We start from the raw sequence: 15,861 nt of genomic DNA, 5'->3' as shown, positions 1-15,861 counted from the left end.
GCACCTTATTGTCATTACTATGTCATGGACAATCCAACAAACTGTTCACTACAGACAACGAATTATACACTAGTTCAATCAATCGACAATATTTACAAAGACATATAAGCCTACATTTATGTAGGAAGCATAAAAAAATGATTATTTATCTATAAAACAGAGCCCAACACTTTCGTTTCCGCAGATTCAAAAAAAACATCTATTGCCTGTTATCACTATTATTCAGATTAGACACCGCTATAGAATGCATCAGGAAATGTTACAACATATCCATTACACCTGAAAGAAGCATCACGATTATTGTCTGAAAAACAATAGTTCATCTCCGAAATAGCTACGTTGACAGGATTTACCGATCCCAATATTTTTTCACCTACGCTTAAGGTACTGTATGGAATGCCACCTTCGATGTATACGAAAGAGCAGTTGGGCAACAAAGAAGAGTAGCCCACTGCTCTATATATAATTATTTACCAAACTTGTACCAATCAAAATTAAACAACTTACAACCTTTCCGTCCCTTGAATACAAAATAAACATCTTGTATTCCTGTGACTGGTTTTACAATATCAGTCTGCAAGGTCTTCCAGCATTCCCAACCTCCCGTTGTAGGAGCAGCTAGTTCTGCAATTAATGGTCCACTTATACTATCAGTACGTACTTCAAGTACGCCACCACGCAGAGCACTGGCCACAGTAGCAGTGAACCGTTTGGGAGATTTATCACCGAAGTTCACTTCGCGTACTTTCGTATAATCACCATTATGAATTTCAGAAATATACACCCCTGTTTTTGCATTAATTTCGGACTTTACACCTTCCGAGAATGCAATTGTTTCAGCTTCTACCCGTTCGTAAGGATTGAGTGTACCTACCGGTGATACCCCTTCCCGGGTAGCATTAATTATGGGAAATGTGCCGTCTGTATTATACTTGAACTGTTCTACCGCCACACTTCGTCCGAAACCTCCGCCACCCGGTAACTTACCTGTGTGATAGAAAAAGTAAGAATTACCCTTGTAGTCTATTACTCCACAATGGTTAGTAAATGAGCCCGTATCTTGTAAAGGCATGATTTCACCTATATATTTCCATGGGCCAAGAGGTCCGTCACTCATAGAATAAGCAATATGCTCGGGTACACCTCCAGCTGCATAAAGAAGATAATACTTTCCTTCCCGTTTATGAAGCCACGGACCTTCAGTATAGCTGTCCTTGTATTTTATATCTTTGATACGCTTTTCTGGATTAGGTGCACCGAAGCTCTCAACAGTTTGTTCCAGTTTAGTAACTTCACCTTTAAGTGAAATCATATCCTCATTCAGTTCTGCATAATAGATATTCGGATTCCCCCAGTATAAATAAGCACGCCCATCATCATCCACAAATACAGTAGGATCAATATAATCCCAGCTTCCATCATGAAGCGGTTTACCGATAGCGTCCTTAAAAGGCCCTAGAGGAGTATCGCCAACTGCTACCCCGATTGCCATGGCATTGGTCAGTTTAGAGTGCAGGCAGACATACCAATAAAACTTTCCATTACGCTCGATACACTGTGCTGCCCAGGCACGGTCGTCCGCCCAATCGAAGGATTCAATAGCAAGGGGAGAACCGTGATCGGTCCAATTCACCATATCTTTGGTAGAATATACACGCCACTCCTGCATCCAGAAAAAGTCGGCCTTATCTTCATCATGCCCTGTATAGACATACAAAGTACCATCATGTACCATAGGGGCAGGATCTGTAGTATAACAAGTTTGCACAATCGGATTTTGCGCAGATAGATTATCCGGCAAAGTCCCCAAGAGCAGCAATGCCGCCACCACAAATTTAGATTTCATTCGCATACTGTTTAATATTAAAATTGATATATGAGCTCCTTCAAACAACATCTCCTATCAACCGAAAGGAGATGTTACTCTTATAGCATTGAGGTTATTTAAACTCCCAATAATCCAAATTAAAAAGCTTTCTCCCTTTCTCTCCTTGAAAGCAAAAATAAAGGTCGTGCACTCCCTTAGCCTCCTTAATCCGGCATGACATCAATTTATAGATATCCATTCCTCCTGTAGGCGAAACGCTGACACTACCAACTATCGGACCGTCCACCTTGTCCAAACGAATTTCTATTTTTCCTCCTTTTTCAACACAAGCGGCACTGACACTAAACTTCTTCGCCCCTTTTGTTCCAAAATCAACACCCCGCACACACAAGTATTCGTCATTGTCAATATCTGTCACATATAAACCGCCTTTCTCAAAATTTCCGGTCTTCAAGCCATATCCCCAAGCCATTGTTTCAGCTTCCACTCTACGATAAGGATTGAAATCTTCTATTTGATCCAATTTTGTATCCTGCCAATAAGGCACTTCCTGAATTGTTCCATCCGGATTATAATACATTTTTGCAACAGATGTCGAACGGCGTTCCTTATGATCGAAAGTCTCAAGATGAAGTAAATCATAATTCAGTCCAAACACATAAGAATCTCCTTTATAATCAATAATTCCCGGATGATTACCTCTGGATCTCTCTGTGGGTTTCATAATATATCCTTTTGTAGTCCATGGTCCGGTAGCCTTATCACTCATCGCATAACCAATCCCCTCCGGACAACAAGTCGAAGCGAAAGCCATATAATAATGCCCGTTACGCTTATACACCCACGGTCCCTCCTGATAATGTTGCGGCTTATTAGCCAATTTTACAACTTCTCCTGAATACGAGATCATGTCCTCATTCAGCTTCACATAGTAAACATTCGGATTCCCCCAATACATATAAGCTTGTCCGTCATCGTCAATAAACACGGTAGGATCAATATCGTCCCAATGCTCCTTTTGCCACACCAACGGTTTGTTCAAAGGATCCTTGAAAGGACCATAAGGAGAATCTGCCACCAACACACCGATGCCATTACCATGAATCGGACAATACATATAGAATTTACCATTACGTTCAATCACCTGTTCCGCCCAGGCACCGTTATCGCGTTTCACCCAATTAAAGCTTTTCAAAGAAGCAACCGCTCCATGATCGGTCCAATTCACCATATCTGTGGATGTATAGAGCAGCCAGTCCAGCATTTTAAATCCTTCGGCATCATCCTCATCATGAGTGGTATAAAGGTAAACTGTATCATTATATACCATCGGAGCCGGATCGGCAGTATATTTTGTCTGGATAATAGGATTTTGTGCCACTCCCGAAGTGGCGGCAGCCATAGCCAATAGGAACGACACACCTAGGAATTTTAAATTTCTCATATTCTTTATTTTAAATGGTTTTAGATTCTACTATTTCATATTTTTATTTTCAGATGTTTTCCTCTATATTCAACGGCCTTTCCATCGACATTTTCTTCTACATCTGTTCCTGATTTCTTATCAACCTTTACTAACTTCAGTCTGCGGCATACAGGCATATCAGGATATTTACCTTTACAATCAGAAAGGGTCAATATGTTATTTTTATCATCCTATTTCATTTCAAAACTTGATGACTTCCCCTTTTCATAATTATAATTGTCCCCCTCACCCTCATATACCGTAAATGAAGAAATCGTTCCAGCCTATACCGGTTTTTCATAAATAGTACTGTTATTATTCCATTTTTTGCGAAACATATACGATAGCATCACGCAACGCTATACGCCAATAGCACCAGTCATGCCCTCCCATCGAGTATCCAGCTATTGAACGATATTTATTATCTGACTTTATCTATAATGAGTTTCGATGTAAGGCATAAATTCATAAAAGAAAAAGTCCTCGTATTTCCAATGCGGGGCATTAAACCAGATCATATTATTTTTATTCCCTTCTCTATCTCTGCTCACGGAATTGTGTCTCTTTGATTTAAAATTTTACAGAAATTGCCTTTCCATCTCTCCAGAATATACAATATATTTTCATCATTATAGAATTAATGTTTACTATTTCAGCGTACTGTTATCACTATTCTCCGATATGCTGTCAAGGCAGGCGTACCCGTATCAGTTACTTCCAGAATGAGGTGTATTGTTTCCCTACCCAAATCACCAGGTACCGTTACTGTCACCCTGTCAGCATCTGCATTTTCAAGAGCTACAGATTTCTTATATGTACCGGCCTCGGGCAGTACCCACCACTTGTACAGCAAAACATCACCATCAGGATCATACGACTTTGAAGCATTAATTACCAGTTTCTTTCCGGCTTTAGCTGCAAGATCTATAATGTCCGGTTGGCTATTCTTATTAATATAAACAACGGGATTACGGTTACCTTTACCATCTTTTGCCCAGTCCATGCGAGCAGCAAAGTTATTAAAAATTGCAGGATAAAAATACTCTTCATACTTGCGTGATATGCGCTTCACTTCTGGATCAATGTTAGTATAACACGAGGTTTCACCATCCGCACTCAATCCCCATTGAAAAAAGCCTCCCCAACCTACATGATCAAAAACAGACGGGTCATTCAGTCCCATAGGCATTACATGAAGGAATGAAGGAGTATCTCCTTCCACTCCCCACTTATTTTTAGGATAAATACGACCTAAGTGCCCATGTCCCTGTATGTGTTTAGCATATTCATTCCAATTCTTGCTACCTATCTCGTTCTGTGTCAGCCAAGCACTCTCATCCCAAATGAAACGAAGCGATTTACCACACTCTTTACGCAGCCAGTAGTGCGAACTGATGAGATGGTTGTTCCGTTCTCCCCAACCCACATCTTGGTCAGTAATAGTATAAACACGCAGTTTCTCCATCATACCTTTCCATTGAGTTTCGCTATACTGCTGTTGCATTTTCCAAACAGCCTGTGCCAGTGTGTTAGCTCCCCCCCATGCCAATATCCACAGCGGGCGATTATCGTTCTCTTGCAAAAGCCGGATGATATAATCGCTACCTTCAGAATCGTTATTGCTACCTATTCTTGCAAAACCCAATCCCTGACTGCCTGACATAGTACGACTACGCAAGTAGACAGAACTTGGCCAATAACCTATCTTCTGCGATTTTTCCTCTTCTTCCAACGACAGAAATGATGTTTGCCCGGATCGTTTCATTAGGTTTGGCAAGTCCTTTTCATAAGCACTCAAACATACTAGCAAACTATCCATCCATTCACGCGGATAATCTCCACCACTATTATTCCACCCGCTTGTAGCTATTAGAGCCTCAATCTCAAACAAATCAGAATGTACCAATAAGCGTATCATTGATTCCATATCATCCGGTTCAATATTGCCTGGCGCAATATCGGTCAGTACGACGATACGCGGCTTATCCTTTTGTTTTCTGTTATTGCTATTCATCACATTTGCATGCAACATAAAAGGAGTAAACAACAGTACGATAAATATTTCAGAAAAAATCTTCATAATATTTTAATTTATGATTATTCGTATAATGTCCATTAACTTATTTAATTCCACATGAATAAAATTGATAATTTTATATACAATACCATTTATGTATTTTACTTTAATTCAGCACATTTACAGTGAGAGAAACTAATAAAGAAGATATATTTTTCTAATTAATTACCGGCAGATGTTGCATACAGACCAATCATCGCTCCCGTAAATCCTCCCGCTACATTTGTAGAAAGGATATCACCGGAAACGGTTCCCCCTACATTGGTAAACGCCTTCCCGTCAGTCGAATAGTCAAAACGATACTCATCTCCCTTACCTGTCACTTGTAGCGTCACAGGTTGTTCCGTCTCTATTTTCACTTCACCTAAAACTGTCGTTTGTCCCTTTTCCGTTCTTTCCAATATCAGATAATAGTCTTTTTCTTTTTTAGTCATACCAAAGACATAATGGTATTGCTCACTCTGATAGCAAGTGATACCAGCAAAATCTTTCTCTGTTTTAGGTCTGTACTCCATTGTTGCCGTGGCGGTAAAATGATTATGCTGCTGACGGTAAAACAAGGTAGAAGTCGGTTTCACTTCCTTAAGATTGGTCATGAAAGGAATGATGCGTAAACCTTTGCCTGTCATATCTACGAATTCTTCACGAGGACCTCTAAGTCCGATCCATCTAAAGTCCAACGCCTTCGTTGAAAAATCATCGTCAAACACAAAATTCCCATTAGGCAGATAACCATTTTTGCCCGTTTGATTCTCTACTCCCAAAGGCATTTTCAAGGTAGGTTTCATAGGTACCAGTCCATTCTCAAAGACAGGGAATGTTCCACTCCAATCCACCGGCAGAATGAAAGTTTCACGTCCTGTATTTACTCTGCTTTTCTCATTGGGGCGTATTCCCAAAAATACACCGTAATATTTACCGTCCAGTCCTTCCACTAAGTCCGCGTGACCGGCCCAGTCTACTTTATTCTCTCTGTTGGCAGGGAAATAACGTTGAGTCAGAATAGGATTGCTGTTTGCAGGCTGGTAAGGCCCTTTAGGATGATCGCTCACAAAAATCACCTCACTATGCCAGCCACCAGTTCCTCCTTCCGCGCACATTAAATAATAACGTCCATTTTTTTTATAAATATGAGGCGCTTCAATCCAGATCGGTTTTTCTTCAATATTGACTCCACCGTTGACTATGATCTGATCCGAACCCGGAACCACTTGATCATTCTCCACATCATACTCCCATATTTTTATAACACGATGTCCCGAGTAACGCTCTTCCCCATGAGGAGGAGCATCATTATGTACCACATAAGCCTTACCGTTATCATCGAAGAAGATAGAAGGGTCAATGCCGTCAAACTGAAGTTTGATAGGATCGCTCCAGCCATTTTCCGGTTTTTTAGTCTTTACTATCATATTTCCAAAACCACCGGAAAATTGAGTGGTTATCATATAAAACGTATCATTATTCGGATTATATCTTATTGCAGGAGCATATACACCTGCACTGATACCACAATCTTCAACCTTCAATTGTGAGGTTCTGTCGAGCACATGACCGATTTGTTTCCAATTCACCAGATCATTAGAATGAAAAATGGGCACTCCGGGAAACATGGCAAAGGATGAACACACTAAATAATAATCATTACCTTTCCGCGTTATACTCGGATCGGGATAGCAACCCTGCAAAATAGGGTTGTAAAACTCACCCGGCTTTAAAGGATTATTTTGATAAATAGCATCCTCCCCCTGATAAATAAATTGCGTAAAGACAGGAGCATTTTTCGTTATTTTACCCTTGCCACTTACCTCCATATTAAAAAACAGCATAATAAATACGACTAAGCTTACTGATTGCCAGCCTGACAAAATCATTTTTAATGTTCTCATATTATAACTTTTCATTTTCTATAATTTCCTGTTCCATAGTAGTGTTTGCAAATGTATCGATTTGATTTCACGATGTCTAACAATCACGTTACTGGCTTCTATATGGAGGTTACATTTATCATATACACGTAACATAATTCTTTCTTGGTGTTACAAAAGGCCTCTAAACTAGAAAAATGGTAAGATAAATGACTGCACTACCTAATATAGCCAAGCCTTCAACACGTTTATCTCTCCTTATGTAAAAGACTGAATATCAGATACTATCAAAAGCTCATTTTCCTTTAAAAGAAAGACCCCGTTGGTTTTAAAGCAACGGGGTCTTGGTTTAAAAGAAACGACCCGTTCCTTTTAAAGGAACAAGGTCGTTCTTTCTTTATTCATTCAATAAATAAATCCGGATTGTCTATCTGTAAAAATAAACAAAATCCAAAAGCGGTATTACTGTACGTTCATTACAATCGTTTTCAACTTATTCTTATCAGAAGATCCTCCATACAGCAGTTCGTAAGTACCCTGCAGCGGATGTATCGTGTTAGTCGCCGTATCAAACCATTCAAAACTTTCATTTGTAAGGGGGATTGTCACCTGTTTAGTTTCACCTGCCGGAATATGAACGCGTTTGAAAGCACGCAATGTATAGCGAGGACCTTCTTTATCTGCCATACATCTCAGATAAACCTGAACCACTTCGTCCCCGTCCCGCTGTCCGGCATTTCTTACCGGAATAGTCAATGTAACAGTTTCTCCGTCTCCTATTGTATTCTTACTTAAATTAGCCTCGTCATAAGTAAATGTAGTATAAGTCAAACCATGTCCGAACGGGAAAAGCGGTTCTTGCTGCATATAGCGATAGGTACGTCCTTTCATTGAGTAATCTTCAAAATCGGGCAACTGACCGGCATCCTTATAGAAGGTTACCGGCAGACGTCCTGCTGGGTTATAATCTCCGAACAGTACATCTACGATAGCCGTTCCGCCGGCTTGTCCCGGATACCATGCTTGCAAAATAGCGTCACAGATACCTGCTTCCGGCACTAATCCCATAGCCGAACCGGAATAATTGATGAAGATAATCTTCTTTCCTGCTTTCTGCAAGGCTTTCAATAAGTCGCGTTGAACAGCCGGAAGTTCGATGTCCGTACGGTCACCACCCTTAAATCCGGGGATAGTAACCGGCATTTCCTCTCCTTCCAGACTTGGGGAGATTCCACCGGCAAAGAGAATGATATCAGCATCTTTCACTTTTTCTACGGCGGTGTTCAGGTTGACATTTACTTCTCTGCCTAAGTCAAAGTCGAGCGTTGCTCTTTCGTTCCGTTGTTTAAACTGGATTTCGACACGATATTCTTTTCCGGCTTTTGCCTGCAATGTATAGAGATTCGTCGGGTTCTTCACGTATGCTTTTTGAGCGACTTGTTCACCGTCGATAGTAAGTACCACTTCGCCATCCAGTTGGAAACGGAAATCAACATTACCCGACTTTGAAGGACGGAATACGGATTCATAACGAGCTGAGAAATCAGTTAGTTCCACACCGGGAGCAAACGTGGTAGCTCCTGTTGTTGCAAAATGGAACGGGGTGGAAATTTGGTCGGTAGCAACAACGTCACCTTCCTGATTACGATTGTTCCAATATTCTGCTGCAAAACCGGGTTTTCCATTGATACTACATTCATCAAACAGGCTTTGAAGCGCTGTCCTGTTGGTGCGGTCACAACCCGGTTCGTAGATTATTTGCCCTTCCGGAAGTTTAGCACGTACAGCTTCCAGTAAAGTGACCGTATGTGCAGGTATGCCATTGTAGTTTCCCCATTGCATCACGGAGTCATTGACATTCGGTCCCATGACAGCCACTTTCAGATTGGTATTCAATGGCAGGATATTGTTTTTATTCTGTAGGAGTACCAATGATTCACGGGCCATACGCAGAGCCAGTGCCTGGTGTTCCTTACTATTCAATACGGATGAAGGGATTTCAGACCAGGCAGGCTTTTCGTCCATTTCTCCCAGTTCGAAACGTGCAGTCAACAGGCGTTTCAGTGAAACATCTATTTGTTTTTCATCAATCAGTCCGGCTTTCACGGCTTCCGTCAGGGAAGCATATTCGCCACCACATTCCAGGTCTGTACCTGAAATCACAGCGCCTGCCGAAGCATGTTCCTTGTCTGGGTGGGTTCCGTGTGTTCCCGGGCGGTAGAAGTCGGAGATTGCTCCGCAGTCGGAGACAACAATGCCTTTATATCCCCATTCGTCCCGCAGAATCTGCATCAACAGACGATTGCTGCCACAACATGGCTCTCCTTCAAAGCGATTGTAGGCACACATTACTTCTTTGACATCTGCTTTCTGCACCAAATCCTTAAAAGCGGGCAAATAGGTTTCCCACAAATCACGAGGGTCGATATTTTCCGCATCAAAGCTGTGACGGTTCCATTCCGGACCGGAATGAACGGCATAATGTTTGGCACAGGCGTGTAGTTTGTCATACTTGCCGTCTTCTGTCCCTTGCAGGCCACGGACAACGGCAACTCCCATTTGTCCTGTCAGATAGGGGTCTTCACCATATGTCTCCTGACCGCGTCCCCAACGAGGGTCACGGAAGATATTGACATTCGGTGTCCAGAAGGTTAATCCCTGATAGCGTTTCAAAAGACCTTCTTCACTGAAGATACGTGATTTCACGCGGGCTTCGTCGGATGTAGCATTGAAAACCTCATATAATAGCGAATCATTGAAAGAAGCACCCATACCGATAGCCTGTGGAAAGACAGTAGCCAGTCCGGCACGTCCTACGCCGTGCAGTGCTTCGTTCCACCAGTCATACTCTTTGATTCCCAGTCGCGGAATAGCAGGCGATGAATTCTGCATTAATGACACTTTCTCTTCCAAAGTCAATCGGGGCAATAAATCTTCAGCCCGTTGTTCTGCCGATAAAGAAGTGTCTTGGTAAGGTAGTTTTTGAGCGCAGGAAAAAAGCAGGCAAAGGCCGCAAAGTCCAAGTGTAAATTTTAGTTTTGTATTCATTCTACTATATTTATAGGTTATCATGTTTCTGCGCAAAGTTAACCCATTTCACTTAACCATACATACTTCTGCGTATCAAAGACTATCATTCACGTTACATTTGCGCATAAAAAAAGATGAAAGGTATAAAACCTTTCACCTTTATTATCATCCTTATAGACAGAATCTTAGAATTCCACCAAAATACGGAATACTTTTCCCGGATTAGCTGTCCATTCTTGCATGGCATCCAAAGCAGCTTCCGGTTTGGCTATCTTCGAGATTAATTCTTCTACCGGGCAGTTACCTTCTTTCATATAATTGATTACCGCGCGGAAATCTGCCGGCAATGCATTTCTCGAACCACGGATATCCAGTTCTTTCTGAACGAAAAGTTTCGTTTGAAAAGCGACTTCGCTCTTGGCATAACCGATACAAACCACACGTCCGGTGAATCCGACTTCGTCTACCGCCATCACATAAGTGACCGGACTGCCGACCGCTTCAATCACGACATCGGCTCCCAATCCTTCCGTGATTTCCTGTATCCGTTCGTGTACATTCTCTGTTTTAGAGTTAACCACGTAGGATGCACCGACTTTTTTTGCCAGTTCCAGTTTCTCATCGTCCAAATCGACAGCAATCACTGTTGCACCGCGCAGGGCGGCACGTACTATCGCTCCTATGCCAATCATACCGCAGCCAATCACCATTACGTATTCGTTGTCAATAACCTGGGCGCGCGATACTGCATGGAAGCCGACACTCATCGGTTCAATCAACGCACAATCACGGGAGGAGATATTGCCTGCGGGAATAATCTTCGTCCAAGGCAATACGGCATATTCGCACATCACTCCATTGCGTTGTACACCTAATGTTTCATTATGTTCGCAGGCATTGACACGGCCATTACGACAGGAAGCGCATTTACCGCAATTGGTATACGGATTCAGCGTCACATTCATTCCTTTTTCGAAACCTGCCGGAACATCGTGACCGATTTCCTCAATCACCGCTCCTACTTCATGTCCCGGTATCACGGGTAATTTCACCATCGGATTTTTGCCCAAAAACGTGTTCAAGTCCGACCCGCAAAAGCCTACATACTTGATTCTTACTAATACTTCACCGGCTCCAACGGTCGGTTTTTCCAGTTCAACCACCTTCATTTCGAAGGGGTTGACAATTTGAACTGCTTTCATTTGATATGTTTGATTATAAATTTATTAATCGATTACTTTATAGCCTTTCCAGCCGTAATAGGCACAGAAGACAAAGCAAATCATCGGCACGCAATAAGCCATATAATAGATATGCTCATTCGCATGCATGAAATAAGCCGTCAACTGCGGAAGGCAGGCATTGCCGACAATCGCCATGACAAGAAAAGCCGAACCGCTCTTTGTCTGATTTCCCAATCCTTTCAAAGCCAGGGAGAACTGTGTAGGATACATGATGGACATAAAGAAAGAGATAGCCAGCATCGCATACAGTCCGACCATTCCGCCCCATATCATGACCACTCCGCACAGAAGAATATTCATCAGGGCATAGATCAAGAGCATATCCTGCGGACGAAATTTCACCATCAATCCCGTACCTATCCAGCGTCCTAAAAGAAAGGCGAGCATATACAATCCGAAGAAGGTAGTCGCCGTATCTTCGGGCAGTCCGGCATACGTACAGCAATATACGAGGAAAAGACTGTTGATAGCCGTCTGTCCGCCATTATAAAAGAATTGCGCAATAACTCCCCAACGCAGATGCGAATGTTTCAATACGCCAAAATCAATCAGCTTTTCTTTTTTATCCAATTTTTCCGAAGAAGTTGCGGCGCCTTCATCTCCAATCTTCGGTAGTTTGGAGAAAACAAAGACAATGGCTATTGCGATAAGCAGTAAAGCCAATATCAGGTAGGGAAGTTTCATGGCATCCGTTTCCAGTTGGATATAGGCTTGCCAACCACCCGGATAATCTACCGGGAGAGTTTCGCGTGTATAATGAGTTCCGCTAAGAATGAGCTTGCTCAGGAACATGGCGGCGATGAAAGCACCGAGCCCATTGAAAGATTGGGCGAGGTTCAGTCGGCGGGGAGCTGTTTCGGGAGCTCCTAAAACGGTGACATACGGATTGGCGGCTGTTTCCAGGAAACACATTCCGGTGGCGATAATGAAGAAGATGCAAAGGTAAGCCCAATACTCTTTCAGGATAGCCGCCGGAAAGAAAAGCAAACCACCGATAGCTGCCAATATCAATCCGAAGATAATCCCTGCCTTATAGCTGTAACGTTTCATAAACATGGCTATCGGGATGGGAAAGATGAAATAGGCAAGCCAATAGGCCGTTTCCGTAAAAGAAGCTTCGAAGGTATTCAGTTCGCAAGTCTTCATCAATTGCCGAATCATGGTAGGAAGCAGGTTACTGCTTATCGCCCACAGAAAGAACAGGCTAAAGACCAGTGCTAAAGGTATTGTATATGTATTTTTTTTCATGGTATAGTTGTATTCTTCTTATTCAGACATGTTTTTGATATAGGGAAGTACCGGAAGGTCGGTGAATCCATAGAAGTCCCTTGCATTTTCTCCCAGGAAAAGTCTCTTTTCATTTTCCGTCAGTTCAGTAGACTTCAGCACAAAATCATAAGACATCTTGTAGGTGATGGCTGTAATGGTACGCGGATAATCCGAACCCCACATCAGTTTTTCCATGCCAACTAAATCCGCGGCTTCACGAATCGCTTTTACCGCTCCTTTGAAAGGATAGAATTCGTCATTGAAAAGCCAGGTGATTCCACCGGATTCAATCATTACATTAGGATGGCGTGCCAGGCGGATTTGTTCTTTCCAGTCGGGACGTGTCACCATTCCGAAATGTCCGACAGCTATTTTTAACCGGGAACATTCCTGAATAATCTCTTCCATTTCAGGCACTTGTGTTGCTCCGTCAGCCAAGTCGACAGAGAGCATCACATTCCGTTCTTCCATATAATGAAACATCTGCATCATTTCCTCATTATTCAGCATCACCCGTCCTTCTTTTAACAACAGGCGTTGGGCGGGAATTTTTATAGCTTTGAAACCCTTTGCTATAAGTTCTTTCGCCTGCTCCAAAAATCCCGGTTTGCGAAACTCGCACATTCCGCAGACTAAGAAACGGTTGGGATAACGGGAGACAACTTCCGACAGGTAGTCGTTCTGAATACCGTCGATAAACTCTTGGGTGATAACAGCCGCTCCCACTTGAGCATAGTCCATATTCGATAGGAAGACTTCCGCGCTATTCACTCCGTCTATCATAAAAGGCGGAACCATCTGCCGAATTTCTCCCATAAACTCCGAACGTCCATTCTCCAAAGTTCGGATTGGCAGTCCGTCCACAACAGTATCCTGTCGTAACCACAGATGGGCGTGTGCATCAATAATTGTGTATTCCATACAAAAGATCTCGTTTTATGAGTTTGCCCAGCTTACGCGTTTCTGTTCTCCGATAATATCCTGCACTTCCCGAACGAGTTCCCAATCAATCGGTTCTTCGATGAAAGCGATATTCTTTTTCACATTTTCAGGATTGGTCGTACTGAACAGAGTGGTAGCAATACGGGGATTGCTGACAGAGAATTGCATTGCCAGTTTCTCTATCGGATAGTTTTTCGCCTTGCAATGTTCCATGGCTTTGCGACAAGCTTCTACCAGTGGTTTCGGAGCCGGATGCCAGGCGGGAACACCCCGTTCGCTCAACAATCCCATTGAAAGTGGAGAAGCATTGATGACACCAATTTCTTTAGATTCAAAATAATCCAGGAAGTCCGCTAACTTATCATCACACAGGCAATAATGACAGAAACTAAGTACAGATTCAACCGTACCGCTTGGGGAATGGTCGATGACCCATTTCAAATTTTCCAGTTGCAGGTCGGTGATTCCAACATGACCTACCACTCCTTTTTCACGCAGTTCTACCAAAGCAGGCAGCGTCTCATTAACAACCTGATTCAAATCAGCAAATTCAACATCGTGCACATTTATCAAATCGATAAAGTCTATGTTCAAGCGTTCCATACTCTCATATACACTTTCAGTTGCACGCTTGGCGGAATAATCCCACAGGTTTACACCATCTTTTCCATAACGTCCCACTTTGGTAGAGAGATAATAGCGGTCGCGAGGAAGTTCCTTCAACGCTTTTCCCAATACCGTTTCCGCTTTATAGTGTCCGTAATAAGGAGAAACATCTATAAAATTCATTCCTGATTCAATAGCAGTAGACACTGCCTGAATCCCTTCTTTCTCTTTCAAATCATGGAAAACTCCTCCTAAGGAAGAAGCTCCGAAACTAAGAGATGAAACTTTCATCCCTGTCTTTCCGATTTCATGGTATTGCATACTTTTGGGTTTTAAATAGTTTTGTATGCGACAAAAATAGGTCAGGAATGATTGTCGTCGGACAGAGGAGAGCGTAAAAAGCAACGTAACGGTTTACGTAAAAAATATTGCTTCCAATGCTTTTATTTATCCGGAAATGTGCTTTCTTTGTAAAAGATTCAAAGTCAGAGACCTTTAAATGGAATACCGGAAACATACTTCACTCAAAGATATTGCCCAAGCATTGGGTGTCTCGATTCCCACTGTATCCAGGGCGTTGAAAGACAGCCCTGAAATCAGTCGTGAACTTTGTGCCAAGGCAAAGGAACTAGCCAAAGAGATGAATTATCGTCCCAACCCTTTTGCCATGAGTTTACGGAAAAATGCTCCGCGCATTATCGGTGTGATAGTTCCTGATATTGTTACCCATTTCTTTGCTTCTATCCTGAACGGGATAGAAAACATGGCTATCGCCAACGGATACTTTGTGATTATCACCACATCACACGAATCTTACGAGCATGAAAAGCGGAACATTGAGAATTTGGTCAATATGCGTGTGGAAGGCATTATTGCCTGCCTATCCCAAGAAACGACAGATTATTCTCATTTATCCGCCTTGAAAGACATCAATATGCCTTTAATCCTTTTTGACCGTGTTTGCCTGACAGAGCAATTCTCATCGGTCGTAGCGGACGGGGTACAATCCGCACAAATGGCTACGCAGCATTTATTGGATAATGGCAGCAAACGGGTAGCCTTTATCGGCGGAGCCAACCACCTGGATATTGTAAAAAGAAGAAAACACGGTTATTTGGAAGCATTGCGCGAGAATCGGATTCCTATCGAAAAAGAATTGGTTGTTTGCCGGAAGATTGATTATGAAGAAGGCAAGATTGCAACAGAAACGTTACTGTCTCTCCCCCAACCGCCCGATGCCATCCTTGCGATGAATGACACATTGGCTTTTGCAGCCATGGAAGTTATCAAAAGCCACGGTCTTCGCATACCGGATGATGTTGCCATTATCGGATATACGGATGAACAGCACGCTAATTATGTAGAACCTAAATTATCAGCAGTATCCCATCAGACGTATAAAATGGGAGAAGCAGCCTGCCAGTTGCTGATTGAGCAGATTAAAGGAGATAAAACGGTCAAACAGGTGATGATTCCTACTCATTTGCAGATTAGGGAGAGTAGTATAAAGAACAAGACGAATTTATCTTAAA

10 protein-coding genes are annotated in these 15,861 nt (G+C 42.4%); 1 reads left to right on the top strand and 9 read right to left on the bottom strand.

The genetic code is table 11. The features are described 5' to 3' along the window. Positions 1-466: 466 nt before the first annotated feature. From HC965_RS16345 to HC965_RS16305, 9 genes are all read right to left on the bottom strand, one after another. A complete protein-coding gene (locus tag HC965_RS16345; protein ID WP_191032455.1) occupies positions 467-1,852 on the bottom strand; it encodes a glycoside hydrolase family 43 protein in 1,386 nt (461 codons plus the stop codon). A gap of 88 nt (positions 1,853-1,940) precedes the next feature. Further along, positions 1,941-3,272 (bottom strand): glycoside hydrolase family 43 protein, encoded by a 1,332-nt coding sequence (locus tag HC965_RS16340; RefSeq protein ID WP_191032454.1) that lies wholly within the window; start codon positions 3,270-3,272, stop codon positions 1,941-1,943. A gap of 673 nt (positions 3,273-3,945) precedes the next feature. Beyond that, on the bottom strand, positions 3,946-5,373 hold the full coding sequence (locus tag HC965_RS16335) for a DUF1593 domain-containing protein (RefSeq protein WP_223854922.1): 1,428 nt from the start codon (positions 5,371-5,373) through the stop codon (positions 3,946-3,948). Between the two features lie 158 nt (positions 5,374-5,531). Then, positions 5,532-7,259 (bottom strand): glycoside hydrolase family 43 protein, encoded by a 1,728-nt coding sequence (locus HC965_RS16330; RefSeq protein WP_191032453.1) that lies wholly within the window; start codon positions 7,257-7,259, stop codon positions 5,532-5,534. Between the two features lie 441 nt (positions 7,260-7,700). Beyond that, positions 7,701-10,286 (bottom strand): xylan 1,4-beta-xylosidase, encoded by a 2,586-nt coding sequence (gene xyl3A, locus HC965_RS16325; RefSeq protein WP_191032452.1) that lies wholly within the window; start codon positions 10,284-10,286, stop codon positions 7,701-7,703. Positions 10,287-10,453: 167 nt separating this feature from the next. Continuing rightward, positions 10,454-11,470 (bottom strand): zinc-binding alcohol dehydrogenase family protein, encoded by a 1,017-nt coding sequence (locus HC965_RS16320; RefSeq protein WP_191032451.1) that lies wholly within the window; start codon positions 11,468-11,470, stop codon positions 10,454-10,456. A 24-nt stretch (positions 11,471-11,494) separates the two neighbouring features. Continuing rightward, a complete protein-coding gene (fucP, locus tag HC965_RS16315) occupies positions 11,495-12,760 on the bottom strand; it encodes an L-fucose:H+ symporter permease (protein WP_191032450.1) in 1,266 nt (421 codons plus the stop codon). An 18-nt stretch (positions 12,761-12,778) separates the two neighbouring features. Next, positions 12,779-13,702: an amidohydrolase gene (locus tag HC965_RS16310; protein WP_191032449.1), complete on the bottom strand. Its 924-nt coding sequence runs from the start codon at positions 13,700-13,702 to the stop codon at positions 12,779-12,781. A gap of 15 nt (positions 13,703-13,717) precedes the next feature. Next, the gene (locus HC965_RS16305) at positions 13,718-14,650 is read right to left on the bottom strand and encodes an aldo/keto reductase (protein ID WP_191032448.1); all 933 of its coding nucleotides are present in this window, start codon (positions 14,648-14,650) and stop codon (positions 13,718-13,720) included. Positions 14,651-14,828: 178 nt separating this feature from the next. On the opposite strand from HC965_RS16305, the gene HC965_RS16300 reads away from it, so the two are divergent. Continuing rightward, positions 14,829-15,860 (top strand): LacI family DNA-binding transcriptional regulator, encoded by a 1,032-nt coding sequence (locus tag HC965_RS16300; protein WP_191032447.1) that lies wholly within the window; start codon positions 14,829-14,831, stop codon positions 15,858-15,860. Position 15,861 lies beyond the last annotated feature (1 nt).

The sequence above is a fragment of the Bacteroides sp. GM023 genome (genome assembly GCF_014750685.1).
Classification (GTDB): Bacteria; Bacteroidota; Bacteroidia; order Bacteroidales; family Bacteroidaceae; genus Bacteroides.
Note: the sequence above shows the minus strand (reverse complement) of the source record. Positions and strands in the feature narration are given on the sequence as shown.

Excerpts from the sequence above, each read along its gene's own strand:
- HC965_RS16310 (WP_191032449.1), bottom strand. The coding sequence starts at position 13,702 with ATGGAATACACAATTATTGATGCACACGCCCATCTGTGGTTACGACAG.
- HC965_RS16345 (WP_191032455.1), bottom strand. The coding sequence starts at position 1,852 with ATGCGAATGAAATCTAAATTTGTGGTGGCGGCATTGCTGCTCTTGGGG.
- xyl3A (WP_191032452.1), bottom strand. The coding sequence starts at position 10,286 with ATGAATACAAAACTAAAATTTACACTTGGACTTTGCGGCCTTTGCCTG.
- fucP (WP_191032450.1), bottom strand. The coding sequence starts at position 12,760 with ATGAAAAAAAATACATATACAATACCTTTAGCACTGGTCTTTAGCCTG.
- HC965_RS16320 (WP_191032451.1), bottom strand. The coding sequence starts at position 11,470 with ATGAAAGCAGTTCAAATTGTCAACCCCTTCGAAATGAAGGTGGTTGAA.
- HC965_RS16340 (WP_191032454.1), bottom strand. The coding sequence starts at position 3,272 with ATGAGAAATTTAAAATTCCTAGGTGTGTCGTTCCTATTGGCTATGGCT.
- HC965_RS16335 (WP_223854922.1), bottom strand. The coding sequence starts at position 5,373 with ATGAAGATTTTTTCTGAAATATTTATCGTACTGTTGTTTACTCCTTTT.
- HC965_RS16300 (WP_191032447.1), top strand. The coding sequence starts at position 14,829 with ATGGAATACCGGAAACATACTTCACTCAAAGATATTGCCCAAGCATTG.
- HC965_RS16330 (WP_191032453.1), bottom strand. The coding sequence starts at position 7,259 with ATGAGAACATTAAAAATGATTTTGTCAGGCTGGCAATCAGTAAGCTTA.
- HC965_RS16305 (WP_191032448.1), bottom strand. The coding sequence starts at position 14,650 with ATGCAATACCATGAAATCGGAAAGACAGGGATGAAAGTTTCATCTCTT.